Origin of the sequence: Neorhizobium sp. SOG26 (assembly GCF_003491345.1) — a bacterium.
GTDB classification, from domain to species: Bacteria; Pseudomonadota; Alphaproteobacteria; order Rhizobiales; family Rhizobiaceae; genus Neorhizobium; species Neorhizobium turbinariae.
The window spans coordinates 3,093,802-3,120,000 of the sequence record NZ_CP025512.1 but is presented as its reverse complement, the minus strand read 5'-3'; the positions used below and the strand labels follow the sequence as shown (position 1 = coordinate 3,120,000).

Below are 26,199 nucleotides of genomic sequence, written 5' to 3'. Positions count from 1 at the left end.
CATTCTGCTCGAGCCGCGCCGGCTCGCCGCGCGGGCCGCAGCGTCCCGCATGGCGTCGCTGCTTGCCGAACCTGTCGGGGAACGCGTCGGATATCGCATGCGCCTCGACAACCGCGTTTCTGCCCGGACGCGGATCGAGGTGGTGACGGAAGGCGTGTTTGCCCGGATGATCCTTGAAGATCCTGAGCTTGCAGGCGTCTCCGCGGTGCTGTTCGACGAATATCATGAACGGTCGCTGGATGCCGATGTCGGCCTGGCCCTGGCGCTCGATGTGCAGTCTGTGCTGCGCGAAGATCTTCGCCTGCTGGTAATGTCGGCGACGCTGGATGTGGAGCGGGTGGCGGCGCTGCTGGGTGATCCGGCGATTATCAAGAGTGAGGGCCGAACCTTCCCGATCGAGATCCGTTATCGTGACCGGTCTGCAGCCGAGCGGATCGAGGATGTGATGGCGGCCACCATCATCGAAGCACACCGCAGCGAGCAAGGCTCCATCCTCGCATTTCTCCCCGGCCAAGCGGAAATCACCCGCACCGTCGAGCGGCTGCAGGGGCGGTTTGGCCCGGAGACAACCGTGGTGCCGCTTTATGGCAACCTGTCGCAAAAGGAGCAGGACCTCGCGATCAAGCCGGCACCTGCCGGCAAGCGCAAGGTGGTGCTGGCGACATCGATCGCCGAAACCTCCATCACCATCGACGGCGTTCGAATCGTCATCGACAGCGGCTTGCAGCGCCTGCCCGTGTTTGAACCTTCAACCGGCATCACCCGGCTCGAAACAGTCCGGGTGTCGCGCGCCTCTGCCGATCAGCGCGCCGGACGTGCCGGACGTACCGAACCGGGCATCGCCATTCGCCTTTGGCACCAGGGGCAGACGGCGGCACTGCCCGCCTTTACCCCGCCGCAGATCCTGGCGAGCGACCTGTCCGGCCTTGTGCTCGACCTGGCGCATTGGGGCGTTCAGGACCCGGCGACACTTTCCTTTCTCGATCCGCCGCCGGCCGCGGCCTTCAATGAAGCCAAGGGGTTGCTCGTTCAGCTCGGCGCGCTGGAAGAAAACGGAAGCCTGACCGACAAAGGCAAGCTGATGCGCGATCTCGCGCTGCCGCCACGACTTGCGGCCATGGCGATCTCGGCGGCAGAGGAGGGACTGGGCCATGAGGCCTGTCTTCTCGGCGTACTGCTGACCGAACAGGGGTTGGGCGGCAATGATGTCGATCTCGACGAGCGGCTGAAGCGCTTCCGGCACGAACGCGGAGACCGGGCTGACGCTGCCCGCAAGCTTGCACAGCGGATCGCCGCAAGTCTGCCGAAGACGAGCCGTTCACCTGAACCGGCAACGGCCGGGCGCCTCCTCATCCATGCCTATCCTGACCGGATCGCCCTGCAGCGTGGCGGTCGTGGCCGCTTCGTGATGGCGAATGGACGTGGCGCCGAGCTGCCGGAAACCGAGCGGCTGTCGGCCTCCAGGATGCTGGTGATCGCCGACCTGACCGGGCGCGCGGCGGCGGCACGCATTCTGGCAGCAGCTGAAATCAGCCGCACCGATGTGGAAGCAGAGCTTCAACATGCCATAATCGAAGGCGACGAATGTTTCTTCGACCGCGCCAGCCGACAGGTACGGGCACGCAAGGTAACCCGGCTTGGTGCGATCATCTTCGAGGAGCGGCCCTTGCCGCGCCCGAGCGGCGACCAGGCGGCGCGGGCTCTGGCGCAAGGAGTGCGCGAGCTTGGACTCCAGGTGCTGCCTTTTTCCAAGGAAGGGGCGCAGTTGCGCGATCGGATCGGTTTCCTTCACCGCACGATCGGCGAACCTTGGCCGGACATGAGCGACGAAGCGCTGCTTGCGCGGCTCGAGGACTGGTTCGTTCCCTTCCAGGGAAATACGTCAGGGCTTGATGCGATCAACCCCGGCAGCTTGTCGGAAGGGTTGCGTTCGCTTGTGCCGCATGAGGTGGCGCAGGACCTGAACAAGCTTGCACCCACGCACTTCACGGCGCCGACGGGAGAGCGGCATCCGATCCGTTACGACGGGGAAGAACCGGTTCTGGCGATCCGCGTCCAGGAACTGTTCGGGCTGACGAAACATCCGGCGATCGCCGGCGGGCGATTGCCGCTGCTTCTCGAACTGACATCGCCGGCGCACCGGCCGATACAGACGACGCGCGACCTGCCCGGTTTCTGGGCCGGATCCTGGAAGGACGTGCGTGCCGAGATGCGCGGGCGCTATCCGAAACATCCGTGGCCGGAAGATCCGGCGCAGGCGCAACCGACGACGCGTGCCAAACCGCGCGGTACGTGACAGAATGCCGCCTCGCGCACCAGCGGAGGAACGGTATGACAGTGCCGAACACAAGCCAAGGTGAAGGACGGATTGTGAGCATGGACAGCCCATCGGTGCGATTTGCACAATTCGGCCCCTCCAGTCGGCGCATTCGCTTGCAGACCCTGGTGCGGCTTCGCTGGCTGGCGGTGGCGGGCCAGACGATCACCGTGCTGATCGTCGGCGTCGTGTTGCGGTTTCCACTGCCGTTCCAGGAGGCGGCGATCCTGATCGGCGCGCTGGCGGTGGCAAACCTTGCGCTTTCCGCCTGGTTTCCGGCGACCCACCGGCTTGAACCAAAAGCGGCGCTGGCGCTGCTCGCCTTCGACTTGCTGCAGATGGCCGCATTGCTGTTCATCACCGGCGGTCTTGCCAATCCGTTTGCGCCGCTCATCTGCGTGCCGGTCATCATTGCCTTTGCATCGCAGCCGCTTCGCCACTCGCTGGTGCTGATCGTTGTGGCGCTCGCTGGCACCACGGCGCTTGCCCTCTCCCCCTATCCAGTGCCCTGGTACGAAGGTGAGACGCTGCGCATCCAGCCGATCATGCAGCTTGGCGTCTGGTGCTCGATCGCTTCAATGATGATGTTTGCTGCCTTTTACGCCTACCGCGTCAGCCATGAGGCGACGCTGCTGGCCGATGCGCTGGCAGCCACCGAACTGGTGCTGGAGCGGGAAAAACACCTGTCGCAACTCGACGGACTTGCGGCGGCCGCGGCCCACGAACTCGGCACACCGCTTGCCACCATCAGCGTCGTTGCCAAGGAAATGGAACGAGAACTCGGCGGTGACGAGCGCTTCCGGGAAGACGTGCAGCTTTTGCGCAGCCAGAGCGAGCGGTGCCGTGACATCCTGCGCCGGCTCACCTCGCTTTCGGCGGAGAGCGAGGAGCATATGCGTCGCCTCCCCTTGTCCTCGATGATTGAGGAAGTGCTTGCGCCGCATCGCCAGTTCGGCATCCAGATCGCCCTCATCGAAAAGGGGGACCGGGCGACCGAACCGGTCGGCAACCGCAATGCTGCGATCCTTTACGGCCTTGGCAACCTGATCGAGAACGCGGTGGATTATGCACGCAGCAAGGTGACCGTGACCGTTGCCCATGACGCCTCGCGGGTCTCGATCACCATCGAGGACGATGGCCAGGGTTACAGCCCGGAGGTTCTTTCCCGCATTGGGGAGCCCTATATGACGCGGCGACCGCGCGAGGATCAGCGCGCCGGGGGCCTCGGCCTTGGCCTGTTTATTGCCAAGACGCTCCTGGAGCGCTCAGGCGCTTCGATCCGCTTCGGGAACAGTGAAGGCAGCACGCTCGGCGCGCGTATTCATGTCGAATGGCCACGTTCTGTGATGGACGTGGCGGATAAAAATGATTTGGCTCCATCAACGGTAATGCCCATATAGATTGCACAAGGCAGGTGACAGCAGCCTGCGGAGAAGAAACGCTATGGAAACACACCTGGAACAGCCCTCAGGGCCGGTTGATCCGGATCTCGGCCCGGACCCATCGCTGCTCATCGTGGATGACGACGGCCCGTTCCTGCGGCGCCTGGCGCGCGCCATGGAAGCGCGAGGCTTTGTGGTGGAAACGGCCGAATCGGTGGCCGAAGGTGTGGCAAAATCCAAGGCGCATCCGCCGAAATATGCGGTGGTGGACCTGCGGCTGGGTGACGGTAACGGGCTCGACGTGGTCGAGGCGATCCACCAGAGCCGCGAAGACACCAAGGTGATCGTGCTCACCGGCTACGGCAACATCGCAACAGCCGTGACGGCGGTGAAGCTTGGCGCGCTTGATTATCTTTCGAAACCCGCTGATGCCGACGACATCTTCAGCGCGCTGACGCAGCGGCCGGGGGAGCGCGCCGACGTGCCGGAAAACCCGATGTCGGCCGATCGCGTGCGTTGGGAGCATATCCAGCGCGTTTATGAGATGTGCGAACGCAACGTTTCCGAAACGGCACGCCGGCTCAATATGCATCGCCGCACGCTGCAGCGCATTCTCGCCAAGCGCGCGCCGAAATAACTACATCTCGTCGAAGTTCCTGCCCGTCGCCCATTCGGCCATCATCAGCCGTTGTGCTGCCGCCCGCGAAAAGCTGAGCGTGACGGCCTTGCGCGTCGCAGGCGCCAGTTTGTGCTCCGGCGCATCGCGCAGCAGATGTGCGCCATAGCCGTCTGACAGGATCAGCCCGCAGTCTTCCGGGAAGATATCGAGCGGCACATCCTTGTGGGTAGCGAAGAACAGCCTGTCACAGCAGGCACGGTAATCGGGCCATTTACGGTCGACGCGAAAATCCTCCACCGATGTCTTGATCTCGATGATCCAGATCTCGCCCTTCTCTGTCAGGGTCATCAAATCGGCGCGTCGTCCGCTGGATAGCACCATTTCCGGCAGGAGCGCATGGCGCATGTCATGCAGCAGGATCTGCACGCCTTTGCGCACCATCATGGCGCGGGCCGATTGGCGCCCATCGATCAAGGGGTTGTTGCTGACGACATTCAGTATAGTCATGGGCTCTACGACTTAGGGACCAAGATGATGTTGCAAAAACACCATGCCCTTTTTCAATCATACGCCGGCTCTGTTTTGATGCGCTGCAGCGCTTGCCAAGACGAATCTTATCGAAAATAACCCCTGACGAAGGTGGTCGTCCACCTAATTCATCTGCCCAATCATCAAGAGACTTCCATGCGCGTCCGCAACAGCATGCTTGCACTCGGCCTTCTGGCGTCTGTCGCCCTGGCCGGCTGCTCCACCGTGACATCCAGCTCCGAAACCAAAAGCGTCAGCTATACCGAGCAGATCTTCACCGATTCCTACGGCTCGGTGCAGGACGCCGGATATACCTTGCCGGCGATCCCGATCAACCGGATGGACAAGAAGTTCGTCCGCCAGATCGTGAGCTACCAGACGAACGAGAAGCCCGGCACGATCGTGGTAAACACCCGCGAACGGCATCTCTACTACATCCTGCCGAACGGCAAGGCGGTGCGCTATGGCATCGGCGTCGGCAAGCAGGGCTTCGCTTGGTCAGGCACGGCTTACGTCGCCTGGAAGCAGGAATGGCCGACTTGGCACCCGCCGAAGGAGATGGCAGCCCGCAAGCCGGACATCGCTCGTTATGTCGAGGCCGGCATGGGCCCCGGTCTCAACAACCCGCTTGGCGCGCGCGCCATGTATCTCTTCAACGAGAAGGGCCAGGACACGCTGTTCCGCCTGCACGGCACGCCGGAATGGGCTTCCATCGGCACCGCGGCATCGTCGGGCTGCATCCGCCTGATGAACCAGGACGTAATCGACCTCTACAGCCGCGTTCGCCCCGGTCGCCAGACCAAGGTCGTGGTGATCCAGTAAACGCAGCATCCGCGCAGGAATTAGAAAGGCCGCCGTGAGAGTTTCTCCGGCGGCCTTTTTGTCGCTTGTGATTGCCCCCTCGCGAGGGGGCATTCCGGTATGGGGGATCACCCCGCCAGCTTCGCCTTCAGCTCCTGGCGACGACGGTGCAGCACTGGCTCGGTATAACCGTTCGGCTGTTCGCGGCCCTTCAGCACCAGGTCGAGCGCCGCCTGGAAGGCAACGGAGTTGTCGAAGTCGGTCGCCATCGGCCGGTAGAGCGGATCGCCAGAATTCTGGCCATCAACGACCGCGGCCATGCGCTTCATCGTCGACACGACCTGTTCTTCGCTGACCAGCTTGTGGTGAAGCCAGTTTGCCATGTGCTGGGCCGAGATGCGCAGCGTTGCGCGGTCTTCCATGAGCCCGACATTGTTGATATCCGGCACCTTGGAGCAACCGACGCCCTGGTCGATCCAGCGGACGACGTAACCAAGGATCCCTTGCGCATTGTTGTCGAGTTCGCGCTGGATCTCGTCCGCGGTCCAGTTCGGCCGCGAAGCAACCGGAACCGACAAGATGTCTGAAAGCTTCGCGCGCTCGCGGCTCTTCAGCCCCGCCTGAACGGAGGCAACATCCACCTTGTGGTAGTGCGTCGCGTGCAAGGTTGCCGCAGTCGGCGACGGGACCCAGGCGGTATTTGCCCCCGCCTTCGGATGGGCGATCTTCTGCTCCAGCATCGCCGCCATCATGTCGGGCATCGCCCACATGCCCTTGCCGATCTGCGCGTGGCCCGACAGGCCGCACTGCAAACCGATATCGACGTTCCAGTTTTCATAAGCTGCGATCCAGGCAGCCTGCTTCATGTCGCCCTTGCGGATCATCGGGCCAGCTACCATCGAGGTATGGATCTCGTCACCGGTGCGATCCAGGAAGCCGGTATTGATGAACACCACCCGCTCGCGCGCCTGGCGAATGCATTCCTTGAGGTTGACCGTGGTGCGGCGCTCCTCGTCCATGATGCCCATCTTGATCGTGTTCACCGGAAGCCCCAGCGCCTGCTCGACGCGCGAGAAGATTTCCGAGGCAAAGGCCACTTCTTCCGGCCCGTGCATCTTCGGCTTCACCACATACATGGAGCCGGTGCGGGAGTTCTGGCGGCGACCGCTAGGGCCAATGTCGTTGATGGCAATCAATGCCGTGATCATGGCATCCATGATGCCTTCCGGAACCTCGTTGCCATCCCGGTCGAGGATTGCCGGATTGGTCATCAGGTGGCCGACATTACGGATCAGCATCAGGGAACGGCGCTTCAGCACGAAATTCGATCCATCCGGCGCCGTGTAGTCGGTGTCGGGGTTCAGGCGGCGGGTGAAGGTCTTGCCGCCCTTCGACACTTCTTCCGAAAGATCTCCCTTCATCAGCCCGAGCCAGTTGGCGTAGACGGCAGCCTTGTCCTCGGCATCGACGGCTGCGATCGAATCTTCGCAGTCCATGATCGTGGTGATGGCGGATTCGACCCAGACGTCGGAAATCTTGGCCGGATCATCCTTGCCGATTGCCGTCGTCGCATCGATCAGGATCTCTATATGCAACCCGTTCTTCTTAAGCAGGATATGCGTCGGCTCCGTGGGCGAACCCTGGTAGCCGGCAAACTGGGTCGGATCAGCAAGCTCGACCGTCTGGCCATCCTGCGCGGCGGCCTTCAGCCCGCCATCGGCAATGACGAAGGAGGTGACACCGGTCCAGCTCGCGCCAGAGAGCGGCACGGACTGGTCAAGGAAGTCACGCGCCCAGGCGATCACCTTGGCACCGCGCACCGGGTTGTAGCCCTTGCCCTTGTCGGCACCATCCGTTTCGGGAATCGCATCGGTGCCGTAGAGCGCGTCATACAGCGAGCCCCAGCGGGCGTTGGCGGCATTGAGCGCATAACGGGCGTTCATCACGGGCACGACAAGCTGCGGGCCAGCAATTTCTGCGATCTCGGGGTCGACATTCTGGGTAGAGACGGTGAAGTCCGGTCCTTCCGGCAGGAGATAGCCGATCTCGCGCAGGAAGGCTTCGTAGACTGAAAGATCCGTGGGAGCGCCGTTCTGCCGGTACCAGTCATCGAGCTTCGCCTGGAACTCGTCACGCTTTGCCAGCAGCGCCCGGTTCTTCGGGGCGAGATCATGGATGATCTTGGAAAACTCGGAGAAGAAGTGGTTCGCATCCACGCCGGTGCCGGGAAGTGCCTGCTCGACCAGGAAATTGTAGAGCGTCTCGTCGATTGCGAGACCGTTCTTTTCGATGCGGGCCATGTGCCTCCCCTTGAACCTATTGCGAAAACTGCTTGTCACATTGCGCGGGCAAGGCAAGCTGTCAATGCAACGAAGGGCAAGCAGGACCACATTCAGCCGACGGCGACCCGCGGCCGGCCGGTGGCAGTGGCGGCGATTCGGGCTTCCATAAGCTTTCGCGCGCCTTCGACCTCTGCGGCATCGACCTCTTCCGTGACCGCCAGAACCGCTCCGGCCGCGCCATCGGACAGGGCCTGGGCAAGCGCGGCATCGGATGCCAGCTCCCGTGCTTTTGCTAGCGCTTCCGCCTCGCCCGCCAGCAGAAGCCGCTCGCCAGCACCAGAAAGGATGAAGCGTCCCTCCTCGGGTGAGGTGACGACAACCGTGGCGGACGCCCGCACCTGGCCCACGACGGCACCAATGGCGTTTGCCACATCCGCATCGGCGGGAATGACCGGCTGCGCGCCGAGCATGGTCGCCACGGCCGGATAATAAACGGCAGCCGACGCACCAAGACCGACCAGCGGGCGGTCGAGCGAGACGGAGAAACAGGCGATGCCGGGCGTCCGTTTTAGGGCGCGATCGACCGCAAGCGAGGTGGCCGGGTCGATGGCGCCCGCCCCATCTTCGGCCAGACAGGTCGCAAGCACCGCCTCTGCCGACTGGCGCGTCGTCCCGTCGACGATCCTTGTCGCCAGCATCTCTGCAGAGGCGGCGACCTCACGTCCTGCCCCATCCTTGCGACGCGCGAGGAGTGTGAGGCCAAGACGTGCCGCGTCGGCATTCCACTGGTTCTGCCACCCCAGCACATGCAGCGCATCCGACGGCGTAACGCCGCCGATATGAACCAGGCCACGCGCCACGAGCCGATCTAGAACCGCCTTCTGCGACGTCATCGTCAGCAGATCGTTCAGCGCCAGTGGCCGTTCGGTGATGCGGTCGTAGAGGGAACGGTCGGCAGAGGCCAGCCCCTGCGCCAGCGCTTCCGGCACGCCGGTGCGGACGGCAAAGCGTCCGTCATGCCGCCCCGCATGCGTCGCGCGCAGCTGTTTCTCCAGAGAGTCAAGAACCTCTTGCTTGCGGGAAACCGCCAGCAGGCTGAGCGGCAGGATGCGGCGGGGCCCAAGCGAAATCCGCGCCTCAAGCCCGCGCTCATCGACATGAACTTCCGAATCACCGCCGAGCCCATAGGTGCGTAGCGCGACCGCCTCCACCATGGTCTGGTGCCCACCGACAACCGCCCCCTCCTCCGCAAGCTTCGGCCGCCCCTCATGCAGCACGGCGACATCGGTCGTGGTGCCGCCAATGTCCGACACCACCGCCTGGTCGAGCTTCGTCAGGTAACGCGCCCCGACAAGGCTTGCGGCCGGCCCCGATAGAATGGTTTCGATCGGCCGCAGCCGCGCCTCCGTTGCCGAAATGAGGGCGCCGTCACCGCGCACCACCATCAGCGGCGCGTGGATCTGCCGTGCCTGGAGAAAACCTTCGCAAGCGCTGACCAGCCGCTCGATCACGGAAACGAGCCGCGCGTTCAAAAGCGTCGTCAGCGCTCGCCTTGGTCCACCGAGCTTCGACGACAGCTGATGACTGCAGGTAACCGGCAAATGCGTCAGTTGGCGCAGTCGATCGCGCACCCGGATTTCGTGCGCGGGATTGCGAACAGCAAAATAGCCGGCAACGGCAAAGGCGGTGACATCGGTGGAAAGTCCCGCAGCAACCTGCTCGAGCGGTTCGAGATCGAGCGGCGTTCCGTTGCCGTGGGCGTCATGCCCACCGCGCAGGAAGATCACCGGGTCGCTGCCCAGCGCTTCCGCCAGGCCGCCGCGCGCCAGATCGTCCGGAGCAAAACCGATCATCACCAGCGCGGTACGGCTACCCTGCCCTTCCACCAGCGCATTGGTTGCAAGCGTCGTCGAGATCGACACGAGGCCAATCCGCGAGGGAGAAAGCCCGGCCTGCGCCAACACCGCATCCACCGCACCGGCGATGCCGACCGAAAGGTCATGCCGCGTCGTCAGCGACTTCGCCTTGGCGACAACGCCTTCTTCCTCACGGAACAGCACCGCATCGGTGTAGGTGCCGCCGGTATCGATGCCGAGAAGATAAGGAGATGCCACGCGAAGATCCCGAGGATTGGTCACGGGATCATTAGCCGATGCCGGGCAAAGATCAATTCACCGCACGAGACGTCCCGTGTCGCGGACTGACCTTCATGGGCATGCCGTCGCGCGGCTGCGTTGTCAGCTTCTGCACCGGCCAAACCCGGCTCTCCGGCACCGGATCAAACCGGTAGCTCTGCATCAGCACGGCAAGCGCGATCACCCCTTCCTGAAGCGCGAAGGTTGCCCCGATGCAGGTGCGTGGGCCGACACCGAAGGGGATGTACTGGAAGCGGTTGATGGAGCCACGGTTCTCCGGCAAGAAGCGTTCCGGCATGAAGGCGTCGGGTTTGTCCCAATAAAGCTCGTGGCGGTGCAGCGTCCACGGCATGACGAGCACGGTGACGCCGGGATCGATATGGATCGTTTCGCCTTCCGGGCTCGTCCAGGAGTCAGCGCCGATCGCTTCGCGATTGAGGGATGGTGCGGGCGGATAAAGACGCAGCGCTTCCTCGAAAGCGGCCCGTACCCAAGGCATCCGCTCTACCCATTCGACCGGTTCGGCGCCCTCCGCCAGCACGCGGTCAATCTCCTCTTCCATCCGCTCGCGCACATGCGGCGAATGGCCGACGCAATAAAGGGTCCAGGCCAGCGCCCGCGCCGTGGTCTCGTGGCCGGCGCCGATGAAGGTGAGAATATTGTCCTCGATCTCCTCCATGGTCAGCCCGTCTGGACCGGCCAACTGCAACAACAGGGTGAGAAAATCCTGCGGCACGTCATCCGGCGCCTCGCGCATCCGCTCCTGCCGCGCCGCCATGGTATCTGACACCATCTGGCGGAACTTCTCCAGCATGCGCCGCCCGCCAAAACGCGTCAGCCGCGGCACCCACGGTGGCGCACGCATCATGTCCATCGGGTCGACGCGCCCCATGCGGTGAAGAAGTGCATCGACATCATTGGAAATGGTGTCCTTGTCGCCCGCCAGTTCTCCCGAAAACAGCGTTTCTGCCAGGATCGCATAGGTCAGGTCGGTCATGTCGGCGGAAATGTCGCTCACCCGGCCTTCGCTGCCGATCAAAGCATAACGTTCGATGAATTGCTCAGACATGGCCAGCATTTGCCCCGCAAAACCGCGGGAATGTTTCGGCGTGAAGACCGGCGCCATTGCCTTGCGCGAGCGTTTCCAGACGGGTCCTTCGGCGGTGAGCAGGCCGTCCTTCAGGATCGGCCTCAGCACCAGCTGGCGGACCTCCGACATCCGGTAGTTGGCGGCATTCTCCACAAGCAGATGGCGGATGAGGTCCGGATGGTTGGCGACGATCGTCCGTTCGCGAAAGAACTTCGAGTCCATCCAGGGCAGGCGATAAGCGTCCTTCCTCCACAGCTCGAGCGGGTTGCGAAGCGCGGTCCAGATGATTTCGGGCGGCGTCAGCTGGCGCTGCCGCGGCACAGGCGCGGGCGGTACGAAGGGTTCCGGGCGCATGTCCATGAACTGCTCTCCTTGAGGTTGCTCAAGGAGATATCAGTCTCGACACCTTGGGTTTCAACTAGAGCAGGGATCGCAATTCCGCGAGCTTGTCGTTGACCAGCCAGCCGTAATAATTTTCCTGGGGGAGTCCGCCGCGCGCTTTCAGCGCAGCCGCGCGCTGCACCGATCCACCCGTGTTGTACAGTGTTGCGGTGATGCCGGGGTTGCGGGAAATATCGACGCCGGCGATCGTCTTGTAGTCGTCGATCGAACGGCGGATGTTTGCCGCCATGAAGGCGAGCGACTTGTCAGGATCCATGATCGCGTCATAAACCTCGGCCGCCCTCGTCTCATCGAGCTTCGGGAAACCGGAAACTCGTGACACCATGTCAGAAAGCATCAGCGCCGTCAGCGGATTGACTTGGCCAAGCCCGAATGTCTGCCCGGCAAAGAAGGGCTGGAAGAAAACCGCACTAAAACGGTTGTCCGGGTAACCCTTGCCGCCGACCTTGCGGCCGCGGAAGGTCTTTTCCCAGATGTCTTCGCGGCAGTTCCACAGATCGTAGGAATCGCTGAACTTGGCGCAGCGGGAAAACTCTTCGCGGCTGACGAACTGGGTGATGGTCTCGTCACCATAGCCGAAGCGGAACTTGTTGCCGGCATAGGCCGCCGCCTTCACGTAATAGGTCTGCAGGCGGTCATAGGCGTCGACATTGTAGGTATGCTCCCCGACGATCGCGCCGACGATATGGATCGGGTCTATGCCGTAAGCGGCTGCAGTCGACTTGATCTTGCCGATCAGCTTCTTGTCGCTCGCCAGCAGGTCGCGGATCTTGTCGTACTTGTCATCAAAGGTGGTGCGGCCAGCCTTGGTACGGCGAACCGAGGCACCGGGGATCTTCGGCTGCTCGGCATTCCTGTTTCCCTCCGGCACGAGCGTCATGGCGGCGGCGAAATCGGGCGCAGCGCCGATCGCGGCAACAGCAATCATGAGGGAAAAGAGAATGCGCTTCAAGATGCAGGTCCTGGGGCGTGCGTCACGCCGTTCGTGGCATGCTGATCAAAGCTGTTCCGGCCGCTCCTGTTCCGCAAGGTGCCGATCAACTTTGCAATGTGCCTCCCTTACGCCAGCGCTGCGCGGCCTGTCGAGACGGGAGGGATCAAAAACCCGTCAGAGGCGAAGGCGTGGCAGCCCCACGTTGCGCGGCTGCCACGACCGTCATCAGAGAATATAACGCGACAGGTCGGTATCGGATGCGAGATCCCCGACGTGCTTGCGCACATATTCCGCATCGATTGTGACCGACGAGCCGCCGCGGTCTGGCGCGTTGAACGAGATCTCGTCCAGCACGCGTTCCATCACCGTCTGCAGCCGGCGGGCCCCGATGTTCTCGACGGAGGAGTTGAGATGCACGGCGACATCGGCGAGCGCATCGATCGCGTCGTCGGTGAAGTCGAGCGTCAGTTCTTCCGTTTCCATCAGTGCCTTGTACTGGCGGATGAGGCTTGCCTCGGTTTCCGTCAGGATCCGGCGGAAGTCTTCCTTGGTGAGCGGCTTCAGTTCCACGCGGATCGGCAGGCGGCCCTGAAGCTCGGGCAGGAGATCGGACGGCTTGGCGACATGGAAGGCGCCTGAGGCTATGAACAGCACGTGGTCGGTCTTCACCGGACCATATTTGGTCGAAACCGTGGTGCCTTCCACTAGCGGCAGCAGGTCACGCTGGACGCCTTCACGTGAAACACCGGCACCCAGGCCGCCGTCGCGGGCTGCGATCTTGTCGATCTCGTCGAGGAAGACGATGCCGTCGTTTTCCACTGCCCGCACGGCCTCGCGCTGGATGACTTCGTTGTCGATCAGTTTGTCGGATTCGTCGCGAATCAGCTCGCCATAGGATTTTGAAACCGTGGTGCGGACCTTCTTGGTGCGGCCGCCCATCGCCTTGCCGAACATTTCCGACAGGTTCAGCACGCCGATATTGGCGCCCGGCATGCCTGGGATCTCGAAGCCGGGCATACCCGAGCCGGTGTCGGAAACCTCGATTTCGATTTCCTTGTCGTCCAGTTCGCCACTGCGGAGCTTCTTGCGGAAGCTGTCGCGTGTTGCCGGAGAGGCCGTAGCGCCCACCAGCGCATCAAGCACGCGCTCTTCGGCACTCATATGCGCCTTGGCCTGTACCTCGGCGCGCTTCTTTTCGCGAACAAGACCGATGCCGACTTCCACGAGGTCACGGATGATCTGCTCGACGTCACGGCCGACATAACCGACTTCGGTGAACTTCGTGGCTTCGACCTTGATGAAGGGCGCGCCGGCGAGCTTGGCCAGGCGACGGGAAATCTCCGTCTTGCCGACACCCGTCGGGCCGATCATCAGGATGTTCTTCGGCATGACTTCGTCGCGCAGGCTCTCGTCGAGCTGCTGGCGCCGCCACCGGTTGCGCAGCGCAATCGCCACGGCACGCTTGGCATCGTGCTGGCCGATGATGTGCCGGTCCAGCTCGGAAACAATTTCTCGGGGAGAAAAATTGGTCATTACAAATCCGTTTCCTGGTTTGCGTCCAGCGCCATGAAATGGGCCGGACCGTATATGGTTGTTCTGGAATCGACGTAGCGGAAGCCGGCTTTCTCGTAAGCCCGGATCGCACGGATGTTGTCCGGATCCGGGTCGATGACGAGCCTTGGCACGCCGCTTGCGAAAAGCTCCTGCGCCAGCTGGCGAATGATCGCACTGCCGTGCCCAAGCCCTAGCAGTTCCGGCGGGCCGATCGAGATATCGATCCCGAGCGTGCCCTTCGGCTGGTCCTGGTACGGATGATCCTCTTCAAGATGAGGATCATAATACTGGAGGTAGGCGATCGGCCTGCCATCCAGCTCCGCAATCATCGGCCGCGTCTCGACGCTTTCCATCGCCTCTTCGATGCCTGCCAGTTCCTCCTCGACACCGCCCCACCACTCCGCCAAATGCGGTTCCGCGAGCCACTGCCGCAGCAGTGGAAAGTCATCGCGGGTCACGTCGCGCAGCGCGTATCGAGGCGACCGGTCAGGCATCCGCGTCCAACTGCTCCACCACGAGATTGTGGTTGGTATAAACGCAGATGTCAGCGGCGATATCGAGAGCCGTTCGGGCGATCTCCTCGGCAGACTTGTCCGAATCCATCATGGCGCGTGCCGCGGCATAAGCGAAATTGCCGCCGGATCCGATGGCGATCGTGCCATGTTCCGGCTCCAGCACATCGCCATTGCCAGTGACCGCAAGCGTGATCGACTTGTCGGCGACCAGCATCATGGCTTCGAGATTGCGCAGATACTTGTCGGTGCGCCAATCCTTGGCGAGCTCGACGGCAGCGCGCATCAGCTGGCCGGGATATTGTTCGAGCTTCTTTTCAAGCCGGTCGAGCAGCGTAAAGGCGTCGGCCGTGGCGCCGGCAAATCCGGCGATCACCTCGCCCTTGCCGATGCGGCGCACCTTGCGCGCATTGCCCTTCATCACCGTCTGACCAAGGCTGACCTGCCCGTCACCGGCCATGATGACCTTGCCGCCCTTCCGCACAGTTATGATTGTTGTCATTCAGCACCTTCTGGCCCGCACCGCGGGCGTTACATTTAGGGGAGCAAACCGCTCCGTTGGCTCCTATGTAAGATGGAGCAAGGCGAATGCAAACCGCTTGCGCGCTGCAGCATTCTGGCCGGCTTTTACTGGATATTTGCCGAACTGCCTGATATGCAGCCCGGATTAAAAGGAGCGGGAGACGCTCCGAGCATGGAGAGACCCCATATGGGTGAAACGACAGTCGCAAGCACCGGTACACGCACGGGAAGCATTTCCCGCAAGACCAACGAGACCTCGGTCAACGTCTCCGTCAATCTCGACGGCACGGGCGCAGCCAAGATCTCGACCGGCGTTGGCTTCTTCGACCATATGCTCGACCAGCTTTCGCGACATTCGCTCATCGACATGGAAATCGACGTGAAGGGTGATCTTCACATCGATGACCACCATACGGTGGAAGACACTGGCATCGCGCTGGGACAGGCGATTTCCAAGGCGCTCGGCGACCGTCGCGGCATCAACCGCTATGCGTCGCTCGATCTTGCCATGGACGAGACCATGACCAAGGCTGCGATAGACGTCTCCGGCCGGCCGTTCCTCGTGTGGAACGTCGCCTTCAGCGCCCCGAAGATCGGCACTTTCGACACCGAGCTCGTGCGGGAATTCTTCCAGGCCTTCGCGCAGAATGCCGGGATCACCCTGCATGTGCTGAACCATTACGGCGCCAACAACCATCATATCGCCGAGACCTGCTTCAAGGCCGTGGCGCGGACCCTCCGCGTTGCAACCGAAATCGATCCGCGACAGGCCAATCGCGTTCCTTCCACGAAGGGCATGCTGGTCTGACGCTTCCGGGAGCACATCCCTGTGAAAGCGAAACATGAGAAGCTATCTCGTCCTGACACCGCCCGGCGGCCCTGATCGCGATCATCGCTCGACCTTGATCATGCGTGACGGGTTTTCCTGGCCGGCGTTGTTTTTCCCCTGGGCCTGGCTCCTCTGGAACCGGCTCTGGATCGCCGCGATCGTTGTCTTCCTGCTGCAGGGGCTCAGCGGCTTCCTGATGGGTTTTGCCGGCCTTGAACTTGCCGGTGGCCTGTTTGGTTTTGCCCTCAGCCTGCTCGTCGCACTCGAAGGCCGACATTATCGCTCCGAATCCTTGATCCGTCGCGGCTGGACGCTTGAAGCCGTGATACCCGCACCCGATCTGGACACGGCAGAAGAAACATTCTTCGCCGGCCTTCCAGAACCACAGACACAACCGATGCCGGCTTCCGCCGATTGGGCCAGGGACGCAAAGTCCCCTGCCGGCTGGCAGGCTCCCCCGATGGGGCTATTTGAACACGGAGCACGCTGATGCGCGTTGCAATCATCGACTATGGATCCGGCAACCTCCGATCCGCGACCAAGGCCTTCGAACGAGCCGCCCGCGAGGCCGGCATCGATGCCACGATCGATCTCACCGACAAGGCGGATGCCGTCGCCACGGCTGACCGCATCGTTCTTCCCGGAGTTGGCGCCTATGCCGACTGCCGCGCCGGCCTTGATGCCGTTCCCGGCATGAAGGAAGCCATCATCGATGTGGTGGAAAGCAAGGGCCGACCGTTTCTCGGTATCTGCGTCGGCATGCAGCTGATGTCGTCCCGCGGGCTGGAGAAGACCACGACCGAAGGTTTCGGCTGGATCAAGGGCGACGTGGTGGAGATGACGCCGAGCGACCCGAGCCTGAAGATCCCACAGATCGGCTGGAACACGCTCGATCTCGCACATCCGCACCCGCTGTTTGATGGCATCCCGACCGGCAAGGACGGGTTGCACGCCTATTTCGTCCATTCCTACCACCTTGCTGCTGAAAACCGGCAGGAGGTCATCGCCACCACCGATTATGGCGGCGCCATGACGGCCTTTGTCGGACGCGACAACATGGCGGGCTCGCAGTTCCACCCGGAAAAGAGCCAGACGCTTGGACTTGCCCTGATCGCCAACTTCCTGCGCTGGAAGCCTTAAAACGGCTCGCGCATCTACAGGACCTTTGAAAGATGATCCTTTTTCCTGCCATCGACTTGAAAGACGGTCAGTGCGTGCGCCTGAAGCTAGGCGACATGGACCAGGCCACCGTCTATAATCCCGACCCCGCCGCCCAGGCCAAGGCCTTCGAAGACCAGGGTTTCGAGTGGTTGCATGTGGTGGACCTCAACGGCGCCTTTGCCGGCGAGAGCGTCAATGGCGCAGCCGTCGACGCGATCCTCAAGGCGACAAGGAACCCGGTGCAGCTTGGCGGCGGCATCCGCACGCTCGACCATATCGAAAACTGGCTGAGCCGAGGGCTGGCGCGTGTGATCCTGGGCACCGTCGCGGTGCGCAATCCGGCGCTTGTCATCGAAGCCTGCAAGAAATTTCCAGGCAAGGTCGCGGTCGGCATCGATGCCAAGGGCGGCAAGGTAGCCGTCGAAGGCTGGGCCGAAGCCTCCGAACTTGGCGTGATCGAGCTTGCCAAGAAGTTTGAGGGCGCCGGCGTATCAGCGATTATCTACACCGACATCGACCGGGACGGCATCCTGGCCGGCATCAACTGGGCGTCCACCCTCGAGCTTGCGAACGCCGTTTCCATTCCGGTCATCGCTTCGGGCGGGCTTGCCTCGCTTGACGATATCCGCCGCATGCTCGAGCCGGATGCGGCCCGGCTGGAAGGTGCGATCTCCGGCCGCGCGCTTTACGATGGTCGCATCGACCCCAAGGAAGCGCTGGCGCTGATCCGCAGCAGACAAGGACGTGCGGCATGACCCTGAAGGCCCGTGTCATCCCCTGCCTCGACGTGAAAGACGGCCGTGTCGTCAAGGGCGTCAACTTCGTCGACCTCATCGATGCCGGTGATCCGGTGGAAGCAGCCAAGGCCTATGACGCCGCCGGTGCCGATGAGCTCTGTTTCCTCGACATCACGGCATCCTCCGACAACCGCGATACGATCTTCGACGTCGTGGCCCGCACGGCCGATCACTGCTTCATGCCATTGACCGTCGGTGGGGGCGTCCGCGCGGTCGGCGACATCCGCAAGCTGCTGCTCGCCGGCGCCGACAAGGTTTCGATCAACTCGGCGGCGGTGAAGAACCCGGATTTCGTGGCCGAGGCGGCAGACAAGTTCGGCAACCAATGCATCGTGGTATCGATCGACGCCAAGAAGGTTTCGGTAGCCGGCGAAACGAACCGGTGGGAGATCTTCACCCATGGCGGGCGCACGCCGACCGGCATCGACGCGGTGGAGTTTGCCGTGAAGATGGTAGAGCGTGGCGCAGGCGAACTTCTCGTCACCTCCATGGACCGCGACGGCACGAAGAGCGGCTATGACCTGGAACTGACCCGCACCATCGCAGACAGCGTCCGTGCGCCGGTCGTCGCATCTGGCGGCGTCGGCAACCTCGACGACATGGTCGCCGGCATCAAGGAAGGCCACGCCACGGCCGTTCTCGCCGCTTCTATTTTCCACTTCGGCACCTATACCGTCAGCGAAGCCAAGCGCTATATGTCCGAGCACGGCATTGCCATGCGGCTCGATTGACCGGGGAGAGTGATCTTGAGCAAGTTTTCCCTTGAGCAACTCGAGGCGATCGTCGCCAAGCGTGCAGAAGCGTCACCCGACGAATCCTGGACCGCAAAGCTTGTTGCAGCCGGGCAGGAACGGGCCGCCAAGAAACTCGGCGAGGAAGCGGTCGAAACCGTCATTGCGGCGATCTCGCAGGACCGGCAGAACCTCACCGCCGAGAGCGCCGACCTGCTCTATCATCTTTTGGTCGTGTTGAAGATCGCGGGCATTCCGTTGCAGGATGTGCTTGACGAACTGCAGCGGAGGACCGGCCAATCCGGGCTTCAGGAAAAGGCGAGCCGGCCCCAGTGATGAGATTTGCGTCATGACCATCGCAGCCCAGACTGCCGAGCCCGCAGACGCCGCCGGTGCGGCAGATTATTATTCGCCCTACCACTCCTTCACGGCTGAGGAATGGGCGAAGTTTCGCGCCGACACGCCGCTGACGCTGACAGCCGACGAAGTGCAGCGGCTGCGATCGCTGGATGACCCGATCAACCTCGACGAAGTGCGGCGGATCTACCTGTCGCTGTCGCGCCTGCTTTCCACCCACGTGGAAGGATCGCAGCTGCTGTTCCAGCAGCGCAACCGCTTCCTGAGCCTGTCGGACGTCACCAAGACGCCGTTCATCATCGGCATCGCCGGCTCGGTCGCCGTCGGAAAGTCAACAACGGCTCGTATCCTGAAGGAGCTCCTGGCGCGCTGGCCCTCCAGCCCGAAGGTCGACCTCATCACCACAGACGGTTTCCTTTATCCGAATGCGGTGCTCCAGCGCGAAAACCTGATGGAGCGCAAGGGTTTTCCGGAAAGCTACGACATCGGCGCCATTCTGCGCTTTCTGTCGGCCATCAAGGCGGGCGAGCCGAATGTGCAGGCGCCGCGTTATTCGCACCTGACCTATGACGTACTGCCGAACGAATTCACGCTGGTGGACCGTCCGGACATCCTCATCTTCGAAGGCATCAACGTACTGCAGTCGCGGGCCTTGCCGGCGGACGGCAAGATCGTGCCAATCGTTTCCGATTTCTTCGATTTCTCGATCTATATTGACGCCGAGGAAGAGCAGATCCACCAGTGGTATGTGCAGCGTTTCATGCGGTTGCGTGAAACCGCCTTCCGCGACCCGACCTCGTTTTTCAAGAAGTACGCGGCCATCGATCGTGAAGCGGCCATGGCCGTTGCCGAGAACCTCTGGGAAAACATCAACCTGAAGAACCTTCGGCAGAACATCCTACCGACCCGCCCGCGTGCCGACCTCATCCTGCGCAAGGGCCGCAACCACTTCGTGGAAACGGTTTCGCTCAGAAAACTGTAGGCGATCTATCGTAGAGGCTGGATTAGGATCGTCAGCTATGGACGCGGCGCAGCGTCAGGTTGATGCGCCCGCCATTCTTCAAAAGCGTCGAGGTACCGGGATAGATCCGGTCGACGCCGTGGAAGACGAGCCTCCCCTCACCGCCGAGAATCACGACATCGCCGCTCGACAGGCGGAAAGAACCGGTCGGGTCTTGGCGGCTCAAACCGCCGACGCGAAACAAACAGGTATTGCCGAGGGAGATGGAAAGGACGGGTGCGTCGAACGCCTTCTCGTCCTTGTCCTGGTGCAGGCCCATCTTTGCGTCATCGACATAGAAGTTGATCAGGCAGGCTTGCGGCGGCTTCGGATAGCCGGAGAGCTTTTCCCAAAGCTCCAGCAATTCGGTCGGGATTGCCGGCCACGGCCTTTTCGTCACCGGATGTTCAGGCTGGTAGCGATAACCGCGCACCTTGTCCGTAACCCAGCCCAACGGACCGCAATTGGTCATGCGCACCGACATCGGCTTGCCAGTGCCTGGCATTTCCGGCGTATAAAGCGGCGCCTCAGCGACGACCGCGCGCACCACTTCGACCAGATGCTCCTGTGCCGCCCGGTCGAGATACTCCGGCAGGTGCCGGATGCCGTTTGGGAGTGTCGCCACGATCGTCTTCCAATCTCAGTCGCCGATTGGCCTGCCGCGCATCTTCTTCACTTCGGAACGGCCGGATTTTTCCTTCAGGCGCCGCTCGACCGAGCCACGGGTCGGCTTGGTTGCCTTGCGCGGCGGCGGCGGTGGCTTTGCCGCTTCAAGGATCAGTTCCTTCAGCCGCTCGCGCGCCTCTTCACGGTTGCGCTCCTGGCTGCGAAAACGATTGGCTTCTATCATCAGCACGCCGTCCTTCGACACCCGTTTTCCGGCGAGCCTGATGGCGTTCTGCTTGACGCGCTCCGGCAGCGAAGGCGAGTTGAGGATATCGTAGAACAACTGGACGGCGGTCGAGACCTTGTTGGCGTTCTGACCACCGGGACCACCCGCCAGCACGAACTGCTCGGTCAGTTCCCACCCGGCGATGGTGATGCGGCTGTTGATCTGAAGCGGGTTGCTGGCCATGCATCTCCATATGTCTTGGCGAGACGGCTTGTCCAGAAAGGTGGCTAAAAGAAAACCGCCGATGCAGGCATGGCCCGGCACCGGCGGTTTCACGTGAATCCTTAAAGGTATCGCTTATTCTGCCGCGGCGAGGACGCCAGGAGCGGCAGAGCGCACCTTGCTGTCGACGTGATCCTCGTACTGCTCGAAGTTCTGGATGAACATCGACACGAGTTTCTGGGCATAGGCGTCAAAGGCGGCGCCATCAGCCCAGGTGGAACGCGGGTCGAGGATCTTGCTGTCGACGCCTTCAACGGCAACCGGCACCGCGAAGCCGAAGTTCGCGTCCGTGCGGAACTCGGCGTTCTTCAGGCTGCCGTCGAGTGCAGCGGTCAAGAGGGTGCGGGTGACCTTGATCGGCATACGATGACCAACACCATACTGGCCACCGGTCCAGCCGGTGTTTAGCAGCCAGCAATCAACCTGATGCTTTGCAATCAGGTCCTTGAGCAGGTTACCGTATTCAGCCGGATGGCGCGGCATGAACGGGCTGCCGAAGCAGGTCGAGAAGGTGGCTTCCGGTTCGGTCACGCCTTTTTCGGTGCCGGCAACCTTGGCCGTGTAACCGGACAGGAAGTGGTACATCGCCTGTTCCGGCGTCAGCTTGGCAACCGGCGGCATGACACCGAAGGCGTCGGCCGTGAGCAGGATGATCGTCTTCGGATGGGGTGCGAGACCCGTGCGCGAGGCATTCGGGATGAAATCGAGCGGATAGGCGCTGCGGGTGTTCTCCGTTAGCGAGCCATCGGTAAAGTCCGGCACGCGGTTCTCATCGAGCACGACGTTTTCAACGACCGTGCCAAAACGACGGGTCGCGGCATAGATTTCAGGCTCGGCTTCGGCCGACAGATTGATCACCTTGGCGTAGCAGCCGCCTTCGAAGTTGAAGACGCCGTTTTCACCCCAGCCGTGCTCGTCGTCGCCGATCAGCGTGCGGTTCGGGTCTGCCGAAAGCGTTGTCTTGCCGGTGCCGGAGAGGCCGAAGAACAGCGTCGTGTCGTTGTTCGGGCCGACATTCGCCGAGCAGTGCATCGGCATGACGCCCTTTTCCGGCAGGAAGTAGTTCAGCACCGAGAAGACCGATTTCTTGTTTTCACCCGCGTAGGACGTGCCGCCGACGAGGATCAGCCCGTTGGTGAAATCGCAGGCAATGACCGTTTCCGAACGGCAGCCGTGGCGCGCCGGGTCCGCCTTGAAGCTTGGCAGGTTGATGATCGTCAGCTTCTGCTGGAAGGTCGACAGCGTGGCGCGCTTCGGACGGATCAACAGGTTGCGGATGAAGAGCGAATGCCATGCGTATTCGCTGACAACGCGCGTCGGCAGGGCGTATTCCGCGTCGGCGCCGCCAACCAGATCCTGGACGAAAAGCTCCTTGCCCGCGGCATGCGCGATCATGTCTGCCTTCAGCACCGCGAAGTGCTCCGGGGACATCGCCTTGTTCTCGTTGCTCCACCAGATCCGCTTTTCGGTCTCGGCGTCGCGCACCATGAACTTGTCCTTGGGCGAACGACCGGTGTGCTGGCCCGTGATGGCCCGCAAGGCGCCATCGACCGTCAGGTCAGCTTCGCCGCGACGAATGGCTTCTTCATAAAGCTCGACCTCGGAGGAATTATAAAAGACGCGCGATGCGCCGCTGATGCCGATCGCGGCTAACCCGTTGTTCGGGTTGCGAAGTCCAAGCTCTTCCATTCGCGCACTCCTTCCGTGACCGTGGAAACGTGTCGCGAAACTAGTGGCAGATGCGTGAAAGAGCAATAGTCGAATTTGGAATTAACCAATGATATCAATCAATTAATCGATTTAAAAAAATTTATTCCTGATTAAATCGGTTTAAGAGTGGATTCCAACTAGTGCGGCACCACATGCGGAAGCGTCATCTCTGACCACGGAAGCACCGCCGCCCCTTTAACTTTGCCACAATTTGTTCCACCTTTATCCCCAGAAGGCGCATCACGGAACTTCTCGGGCGGGGGGATGATTCCAGGAGATGCGCATAAGATGTTCATGGAGACGGAGAGAATGCAGACAATCGCCCTCGTGGATGACGACCGCAACATCCTGACCTCGGTGTCGATTGCACTGGAAGCTGAAGGTTACAAGGTCGAGACCTACACCGACGGTGCATCCGCACTGGACGGTTTGATCGCCCGTCCGCCGCAGCTGGCCATCTTCGACATCAAGATGCCGCGCATGGACGGCATGGAACTTCTGCGCCGGCTTCGCCAGAAGTCGGACCTGCCGGTGATCTTCCTCACCTCCAAGGATGAGGAAATTGACGAATTGTTCGGTCTGAAGATGGGCGCCGACGACTTCATCACCAAGCCGTTCTCGCAGCGGCTGCTGGTGGAGCGCGTCAAGGCGATCCTGCGTCGTGCCGGTGCACGCGAAGCTCTGGCTGCCGGCGGCGGTGTCGGCACCAAGGCCGCGGCCGACGCACAGGCCGCGCGCACGCTGGAACGCGGCCAGCTTGCCATGGACCAGGAGCGCCATACCTGCACCTGGAAGGGCGAGCCGGTAACGCTGACCGTCACCGAATTCCTGATCCTTCATTCGCTGGCGCAGCGCCCCGGCGTGGTGAAGAGCCGCGACGCCCTGATGGACGCCGCTTACGACGAGCAGGTTTATGTCGACGACCGCACGATCGACAGCCACATCAAGCGGCTGCGCAAGAAGTTCAAGATGGTGGATACCGACTTCGACATGATCGAGACGCTCTATGGCGTCGGGTATCGCTTCCGCGAGGCGGCTTGACCCTGTTCATGCCAGCTTGCGAAAGCTTGACTTGAGGCCACCCCCATCCGGGGCTAGAAGATGCCCGGTGGAAGGACTGCAGTGGCAGATCGAACATTCGACAACGAAGTAGCCGGCGACAGCGCAGCGACTGGCACCGACAAGGCCGAGACCCGTCGCGCTCCGCGGCGGTTCTGGTCGCGCTCCTTCACGCTGATCCGTCGCGTCTTCGGCCATGCGGTGTTCTCCAGCCTGACGCGGCGCATCCTGTTCTTCAACATTGCCGCGACCGTGGTCCTGGTTGCCGGCATTCTCTACCTTAACCAGTTCCGCGAGGGGCTGATCGATGCGCGCGTCGAAAGCCTTCTGACGCAGGGCGAGATCATCGCTGGCGCAATTTCCGCCTCCGCCTCCGTCGATACGAACTCGATCACCATCGACCCGCAGAAACTGCTCGAGTTGCAGGCCGGCCAGAGCATCACGCCGGTGCCGAACGACGAAGATCTCGATTTCCCGATCGACCCGGAGCGGGTGGCGCCCGTGCTGCGGCGGCTGATCTCGCCGACGCGCACCCGCGCGCGCATCTTTGATGCGGACGCCAACCTGCTGCTCGACTCGCGCCACCTTTATTCCCGTGGCCAGGTTCTGCGCTACGACCTGCCGCCGGTTGAAAACACGCAGCAGACCTGGAGCGAATGGTTCGCGAGCCTCTTCAACCGCATGCTCCAGCCGGGCAACCTCCCTGTCTACAAGGAAGCGCCCGGCGGTGACGGGTCGATCTACCCTGAAGTGATGAACGCGCTGACCGGTGTGCGTGGCGCGCTGGTGCGCGTCACCGAACGCGGCGAACTGATCGTTTCCGTTGCCGTTCCCGTCCAGCGTTTCCGCGCCGTGCTCGGCGTGCTGCTTCTTTCTACCCAGGCCGGCGACATCGACAAGATCGTGCATGCCGAGCGCCTTGCCATCATGCGGGTGTTCGGGGTCGCGACACTCGTCAACATCCTCCTGTCGCTGCTTCTGTCGTCCACCATCGCCAATCCGCTGCGCCGGCTTGCGGCAGCGGCCATCCGCGTGCGGCGCGGCGCCAAGCAGCGCGAGGAGATCCCGGATTTCGCCTATCGCCAGGACGAGATCGGCAACCTGTCGATCGCGCTCCGCGAGATGACGAACGCGCTTTATGACCGCATCGATGCGATCGAAAGCTTCGCGGCAGACGTCAGCCATGAACTCAAGAACCCGCTGACCTCGCTGCGCAGCGCGGTGGAGACCCTGCCGCTCGCCAAGTCGGAGGAATCGAAGCAGCGGCTGACCGAGATCATCTTCCACGATGTGCGCCGTCTGGACCGCCTGATCAGCGACATTTCCGACGCCTCGCGGCTGGATGCGGAATTGGCCCGCACCGACTCCTCGCCGGTTGATCTGGAGAACCTGCTCGGCAATCTCGTCGACATTTCCCGCCAGATTCGCACCGGGCGCAAGCCGGTGGATATCGAGCTCAGCATCGACAACAAGGGCGGCAACAAGTCGGCTTATGTCATCAACGGCCATGACCTGCGTCTCGGCCAGATCATTACCAACCTGATCGAAAATGCCCGCTCCTTCGTACCGGACAAGGGCGGCCGCATCGCGCTGCGGCTAACGCGCAACAAGGACCGCGTCGTCATCACCGTCGATGACAACGGGCCCGGCATCCAGGCGGAAGACATCGATCGGATCTTCGAGCGCTTCTACACCGACCGTCCCGAAGGCGAGAGCTTCGGCCAGAATTCAGGCCTCGGCCTGTCGATCAGCCGGCAGATTGCCGAAGCCCATGGCGGTTCGCTGCGGGCGGAAAACCTCCACGACCCGAAGACGGGCGCTCCTCTGGGCGCCCGGTTCATCCTGTCGCTGCCGGCTGGTGAAACCCAGTGACCGCGCCGGTCAACATTCACGCAACGGCGATCGTCATCGGGACGAGAGGCATTCTTTTTACCGGACCCTCGGGAAGCGGCAAGTCGATGCTCGCCTTCACCTGCCTTGCTGCCGCTCGGCGGCAGGGGATGTCTGCGGCGCTGGTGGCCGACGACCAGGTGTTCGTGTCACGCGATGGCGCGCAGATCATTGCATCGCGCCCGGAAACCATCGCCGGGCTCATCGAGATCCGCGGCAGCGGCATTGCCAGGATCGACAGCGTTCCGCAGGCAGCGTTGGAGCTTGCCGTGTCCCCCGTATCCTTTCCGCAGGCCGAGCGGCTTCCGCCAGAAAACGAACGGTTCGAGGTTGGCGGGTTGGGTTCGCTTCCGCTGCTGCGCATCTGGAATCGGGCACCCGATCCCCTGGCGATCATCGCCGCCTTCCACCCGCAATTCGCCGCACACGTGCCGTTTTGCTAATCAAGCTGGCGGATTTTTGACTTGAAGTTC

25 protein-coding genes (1 of these 25 only partly in view) are annotated in these 26,199 nt (G+C 62.3%); 14 read left to right on the top strand and 11 right to left on the bottom strand.

From position 1 onward, the window contains the following. The 3 genes from hrpB to CYG48_RS15310 form a co-directional block, all read left to right on the top strand. A protein-coding gene (gene hrpB / locus CYG48_RS15320; RefSeq protein ID WP_118851164.1) for an ATP-dependent helicase HrpB crosses the window boundary here: on the top strand, positions 1–2,296 show its 3' portion. 179 nt of this gene lie to the left of the window's left edge; only the last 2,296 of its 2,475 coding nucleotides appear in the window; the start codon falls outside the window, past its left edge; the stop codon is at positions 2,294–2,296. 80 nt (positions 2,297–2,376) lie between these two features. Continuing rightward, positions 2,377–3,717, top strand: coding sequence for an ActS/PrrB/RegB family redox-sensitive histidine kinase (locus CYG48_RS15315; protein ID WP_118851697.1), 1,341 nt, complete (start codon positions 2,377–2,379; stop codon positions 3,715–3,717). A gap of 43 nt (positions 3,718–3,760) precedes the next feature. After that, complete coding sequence (locus tag CYG48_RS15310) at positions 3,761–4,336, top strand: ActR/PrrA/RegA family redox response regulator transcription factor (protein ID WP_118851163.1); 576 nt, start codon at positions 3,761–3,763, stop codon at positions 4,334–4,336. Here the strand turns inward: CYG48_RS15310 and CYG48_RS15305 are convergent, their stop codons facing one another. Further along, positions 4,337–4,825, bottom strand: coding sequence for an MmcB family DNA repair protein (locus CYG48_RS15305; RefSeq protein ID WP_118851162.1), 489 nt, complete (start codon positions 4,823–4,825; stop codon positions 4,337–4,339). Positions 4,826–5,002: 177 nt separating this feature from the next. Between CYG48_RS15305 and CYG48_RS15300 the strand changes: the two genes are divergently transcribed. Beyond that, on the top strand, positions 5,003–5,668 hold the full coding sequence (locus CYG48_RS15300; RefSeq protein ID WP_118851161.1) for a L,D-transpeptidase: 666 nt from the start codon (positions 5,003–5,005) through the stop codon (positions 5,666–5,668). 107 nt (positions 5,669–5,775) lie between these two features. Here the strand turns inward: CYG48_RS15300 and CYG48_RS15295 are convergent, their stop codons facing one another. The 7 genes from CYG48_RS15295 to hslV form a co-directional block, all read right to left on the bottom strand. Beyond that, positions 5,776–7,947, bottom strand: a complete 2,172-nt coding sequence (locus tag CYG48_RS15295) for a malate synthase G (protein WP_118851160.1) — start codon at positions 7,945–7,947, stop codon at positions 5,776–5,778. 92 nt (positions 7,948–8,039) lie between these two features. Further along, a complete protein-coding gene (locus tag CYG48_RS15290; RefSeq protein ID WP_118851696.1) occupies positions 8,040–10,043 on the bottom strand; it encodes a hydantoinase/oxoprolinase family protein in 2,004 nt (667 codons plus the stop codon). Positions 10,044–10,095: 52 nt separating this feature from the next. Beyond that, entirely contained in the window at positions 10,096–11,514 is a 1,419-nt protein-coding gene (locus tag CYG48_RS15285) for a cytochrome P450 (protein ID WP_118851159.1), read from the bottom strand. 58 nt (positions 11,515–11,572) lie between these two features. Beyond that, positions 11,573–12,508: a DUF1402 family protein gene (locus tag CYG48_RS15280; RefSeq protein ID WP_245450351.1), complete on the bottom strand. Its 936-nt coding sequence runs from the start codon at positions 12,506–12,508 to the stop codon at positions 11,573–11,575. 207 nt (positions 12,509–12,715) lie between these two features. Further along, positions 12,716–14,023: an ATP-dependent protease ATPase subunit HslU gene (gene hslU / locus CYG48_RS15275; protein WP_118851158.1), complete on the bottom strand. Its 1,308-nt coding sequence runs from the start codon at positions 14,021–14,023 to the stop codon at positions 12,716–12,718. Further along, a complete protein-coding gene (locus tag CYG48_RS15270) occupies positions 14,023–14,538 on the bottom strand; it encodes a GNAT family N-acetyltransferase (RefSeq protein WP_118851157.1) in 516 nt (171 codons plus the stop codon). The genes hslU and CYG48_RS15270 overlap by 1 nt, the downstream gene beginning before the upstream one ends. Next, on the bottom strand, positions 14,531–15,058 hold the full coding sequence (gene hslV / locus CYG48_RS15265) for an ATP-dependent protease subunit HslV (RefSeq protein ID WP_118851156.1): 528 nt from the start codon (positions 15,056–15,058) through the stop codon (positions 14,531–14,533). Before hslV ends, CYG48_RS15270 begins: the two co-directional genes overlap by 8 nt. A 207-nt stretch (positions 15,059–15,265) precedes the next feature. On the opposite strand from hslV, the gene hisB reads away from it, so the two are divergent. The 7 genes from hisB to coaA are packed head-to-tail and all read left to right on the top strand — an operon-like array spanning position 15,266 to position 19,935. Further along, positions 15,266–15,886, top strand: coding sequence for an imidazoleglycerol-phosphate dehydratase HisB (gene hisB, locus CYG48_RS15260; protein ID WP_118851155.1), 621 nt, complete (start codon positions 15,266–15,268; stop codon positions 15,884–15,886). Between the two features lie 34 nt (positions 15,887–15,920). Continuing rightward, positions 15,921–16,397, top strand: a complete 477-nt coding sequence (locus CYG48_RS15255) for a DUF2628 domain-containing protein (protein WP_118851154.1) — start codon at positions 15,921–15,923, stop codon at positions 16,395–16,397. After that, the gene (gene hisH / locus CYG48_RS15250) at positions 16,397–17,047 is read left to right on the top strand and encodes an imidazole glycerol phosphate synthase subunit HisH (RefSeq protein ID WP_118851153.1); all 651 of its coding nucleotides are present in this window, start codon (positions 16,397–16,399) and stop codon (positions 17,045–17,047) included. Before CYG48_RS15255 ends, hisH begins: the two co-directional genes overlap by 1 nt. Before the next feature lie 32 nt (positions 17,048–17,079). Beyond that, the gene (hisA, locus tag CYG48_RS15245; protein WP_118851152.1) at positions 17,080–17,823 is read left to right on the top strand and encodes a 1-(5-phosphoribosyl)-5-[(5-phosphoribosylamino)methylideneamino]imidazole-4-carboxamide isomerase; all 744 of its coding nucleotides are present in this window, start codon (positions 17,080–17,082) and stop codon (positions 17,821–17,823) included. Then, a complete protein-coding gene (gene hisF, locus CYG48_RS15240) occupies positions 17,820–18,596 on the top strand; it encodes an imidazole glycerol phosphate synthase subunit HisF (RefSeq protein WP_118851151.1) in 777 nt (258 codons plus the stop codon). Before hisA ends, hisF begins: the two co-directional genes overlap by 4 nt. A gap of 15 nt (positions 18,597–18,611) precedes the next feature. Then, entirely contained in the window at positions 18,612–18,932 is a 321-nt protein-coding gene (locus tag CYG48_RS15235; RefSeq protein WP_118851150.1) for a phosphoribosyl-ATP diphosphatase, read from the top strand. Positions 18,933–18,945: 13 nt separating this feature from the next. After that, positions 18,946–19,935: a type I pantothenate kinase gene (gene coaA / locus CYG48_RS15230; protein WP_118851149.1), complete on the top strand. Its 990-nt coding sequence runs from the start codon at positions 18,946–18,948 to the stop codon at positions 19,933–19,935. 31 nt (positions 19,936–19,966) lie between these two features. On the opposite strand, the gene CYG48_RS15225 is transcribed toward coaA, so the two are convergent. The 3 genes from CYG48_RS15225 to CYG48_RS15215 all read right to left on the bottom strand — a co-directional run bounded on the left by CYG48_RS15225 (position 19,967) and on the right by CYG48_RS15215 (position 22,756). Then, positions 19,967–20,578, bottom strand: a complete 612-nt coding sequence (locus CYG48_RS15225) for an alpha-ketoglutarate-dependent dioxygenase AlkB (protein WP_118851148.1) — start codon at positions 20,576–20,578, stop codon at positions 19,967–19,969. A 15-nt stretch (positions 20,579–20,593) separates the two neighbouring features. Continuing rightward, a complete protein-coding gene (arfB, locus tag CYG48_RS15220; RefSeq protein ID WP_118851147.1) occupies positions 20,594–21,028 on the bottom strand; it encodes an alternative ribosome rescue aminoacyl-tRNA hydrolase ArfB in 435 nt (144 codons plus the stop codon). Between the two features lie 114 nt (positions 21,029–21,142). Further along, the gene (locus tag CYG48_RS15215) at positions 21,143–22,756 is read right to left on the bottom strand and encodes a phosphoenolpyruvate carboxykinase (protein ID WP_118851146.1); all 1,614 of its coding nucleotides are present in this window, start codon (positions 22,754–22,756) and stop codon (positions 21,143–21,145) included. A 330-nt stretch (positions 22,757–23,086) separates the two neighbouring features. Between CYG48_RS15215 and CYG48_RS15210 the strand changes: the two genes are divergently transcribed. The 3 genes from CYG48_RS15210 (at position 23,087) to CYG48_RS15200 (ending at position 26,169) form a co-directional block, all read left to right on the top strand. Further along, positions 23,087–23,818, top strand: a complete 732-nt coding sequence (locus CYG48_RS15210) for a response regulator transcription factor (protein WP_118851694.1) — start codon at positions 23,087–23,089, stop codon at positions 23,816–23,818. Positions 23,819–23,899: 81 nt separating this feature from the next. Beyond that, entirely contained in the window at positions 23,900–25,708 is a 1,809-nt protein-coding gene (locus CYG48_RS15205; RefSeq protein ID WP_118851145.1) for a sensor histidine kinase, read from the top strand. Further along, a complete protein-coding gene (locus CYG48_RS15200) occupies positions 25,705–26,169 on the top strand; it encodes an HPr kinase/phosphorylase (RefSeq protein WP_118851144.1) in 465 nt (154 codons plus the stop codon). The genes CYG48_RS15205 and CYG48_RS15200 overlap by 4 nt, the downstream gene beginning before the upstream one ends. The last annotated feature ends 30 nt before the right edge of the window (positions 26,170–26,199 follow it).

What these genes read in the sequence shown, in the direction of transcription:
- CYG48_RS15315 (WP_118851697.1), top strand. Translation starts at nt 2,377, where the DNA reads ATGGACAGCCCATCGGTGCGATTTGCACAATTCGGCCCCTCCAGTCGG.
- CYG48_RS15310 (WP_118851163.1), top strand. Translation starts at nt 3,761, where the DNA reads ATGGAAACACACCTGGAACAGCCCTCAGGGCCGGTTGATCCGGATCTC.
- CYG48_RS15305 (WP_118851162.1), bottom strand. Translation starts at nt 4,825, where the DNA reads ATGACTATACTGAATGTCGTCAGCAACAACCCCTTGATCGATGGGCGC.
- CYG48_RS15300 (WP_118851161.1), top strand. Translation starts at nt 5,003, where the DNA reads ATGCGCGTCCGCAACAGCATGCTTGCACTCGGCCTTCTGGCGTCTGTC.
- CYG48_RS15295 (WP_118851160.1), bottom strand. Translation starts at nt 7,947, where the DNA reads ATGGCCCGCATCGAAAAGAACGGTCTCGCAATCGACGAGACGCTCTAC.
- CYG48_RS15285 (WP_118851159.1), bottom strand. Translation starts at nt 11,514, where the DNA reads ATGGACATGCGCCCGGAACCCTTCGTACCGCCCGCGCCTGTGCCGCGG.
- hslU (WP_118851158.1), bottom strand. Translation starts at nt 14,023, where the DNA reads ATGACCAATTTTTCTCCCCGAGAAATTGTTTCCGAGCTGGACCGGCAC.
- CYG48_RS15270 (WP_118851157.1), bottom strand. Translation starts at nt 14,538, where the DNA reads ATGCCTGACCGGTCGCCTCGATACGCGCTGCGCGACGTGACCCGCGAT.
- hslV (WP_118851156.1), bottom strand. Translation starts at nt 15,058, where the DNA reads ATGACAACAATCATAACTGTGCGGAAGGGCGGCAAGGTCATCATGGCC.
- hisB (WP_118851155.1), top strand. Translation starts at nt 15,266, where the DNA reads ATGGGTGAAACGACAGTCGCAAGCACCGGTACACGCACGGGAAGCATT.
- CYG48_RS15255 (WP_118851154.1), top strand. Translation starts at nt 15,921, where the DNA reads ATGAGAAGCTATCTCGTCCTGACACCGCCCGGCGGCCCTGATCGCGAT.
- hisH (WP_118851153.1), top strand. Translation starts at nt 16,397, where the DNA reads ATGCGCGTTGCAATCATCGACTATGGATCCGGCAACCTCCGATCCGCG.
- hisA (WP_118851152.1), top strand. Translation starts at nt 17,080, where the DNA reads ATGATCCTTTTTCCTGCCATCGACTTGAAAGACGGTCAGTGCGTGCGC.
- hisF (WP_118851151.1), top strand. Translation starts at nt 17,820, where the DNA reads ATGACCCTGAAGGCCCGTGTCATCCCCTGCCTCGACGTGAAAGACGGC.
- coaA (WP_118851149.1), top strand. Translation starts at nt 18,946, where the DNA reads ATGACCATCGCAGCCCAGACTGCCGAGCCCGCAGACGCCGCCGGTGCG.
- arfB (WP_118851147.1), bottom strand. Translation starts at nt 21,028, where the DNA reads ATGGCCAGCAACCCGCTTCAGATCAACAGCCGCATCACCATCGCCGGG.
- CYG48_RS15215 (WP_118851146.1), bottom strand. Translation starts at nt 22,756, where the DNA reads ATGGAAGAGCTTGGACTTCGCAACCCGAACAACGGGTTAGCCGCGATC.
- CYG48_RS15210 (WP_118851694.1), top strand. Translation starts at nt 23,087, where the DNA reads ATGCAGACAATCGCCCTCGTGGATGACGACCGCAACATCCTGACCTCG.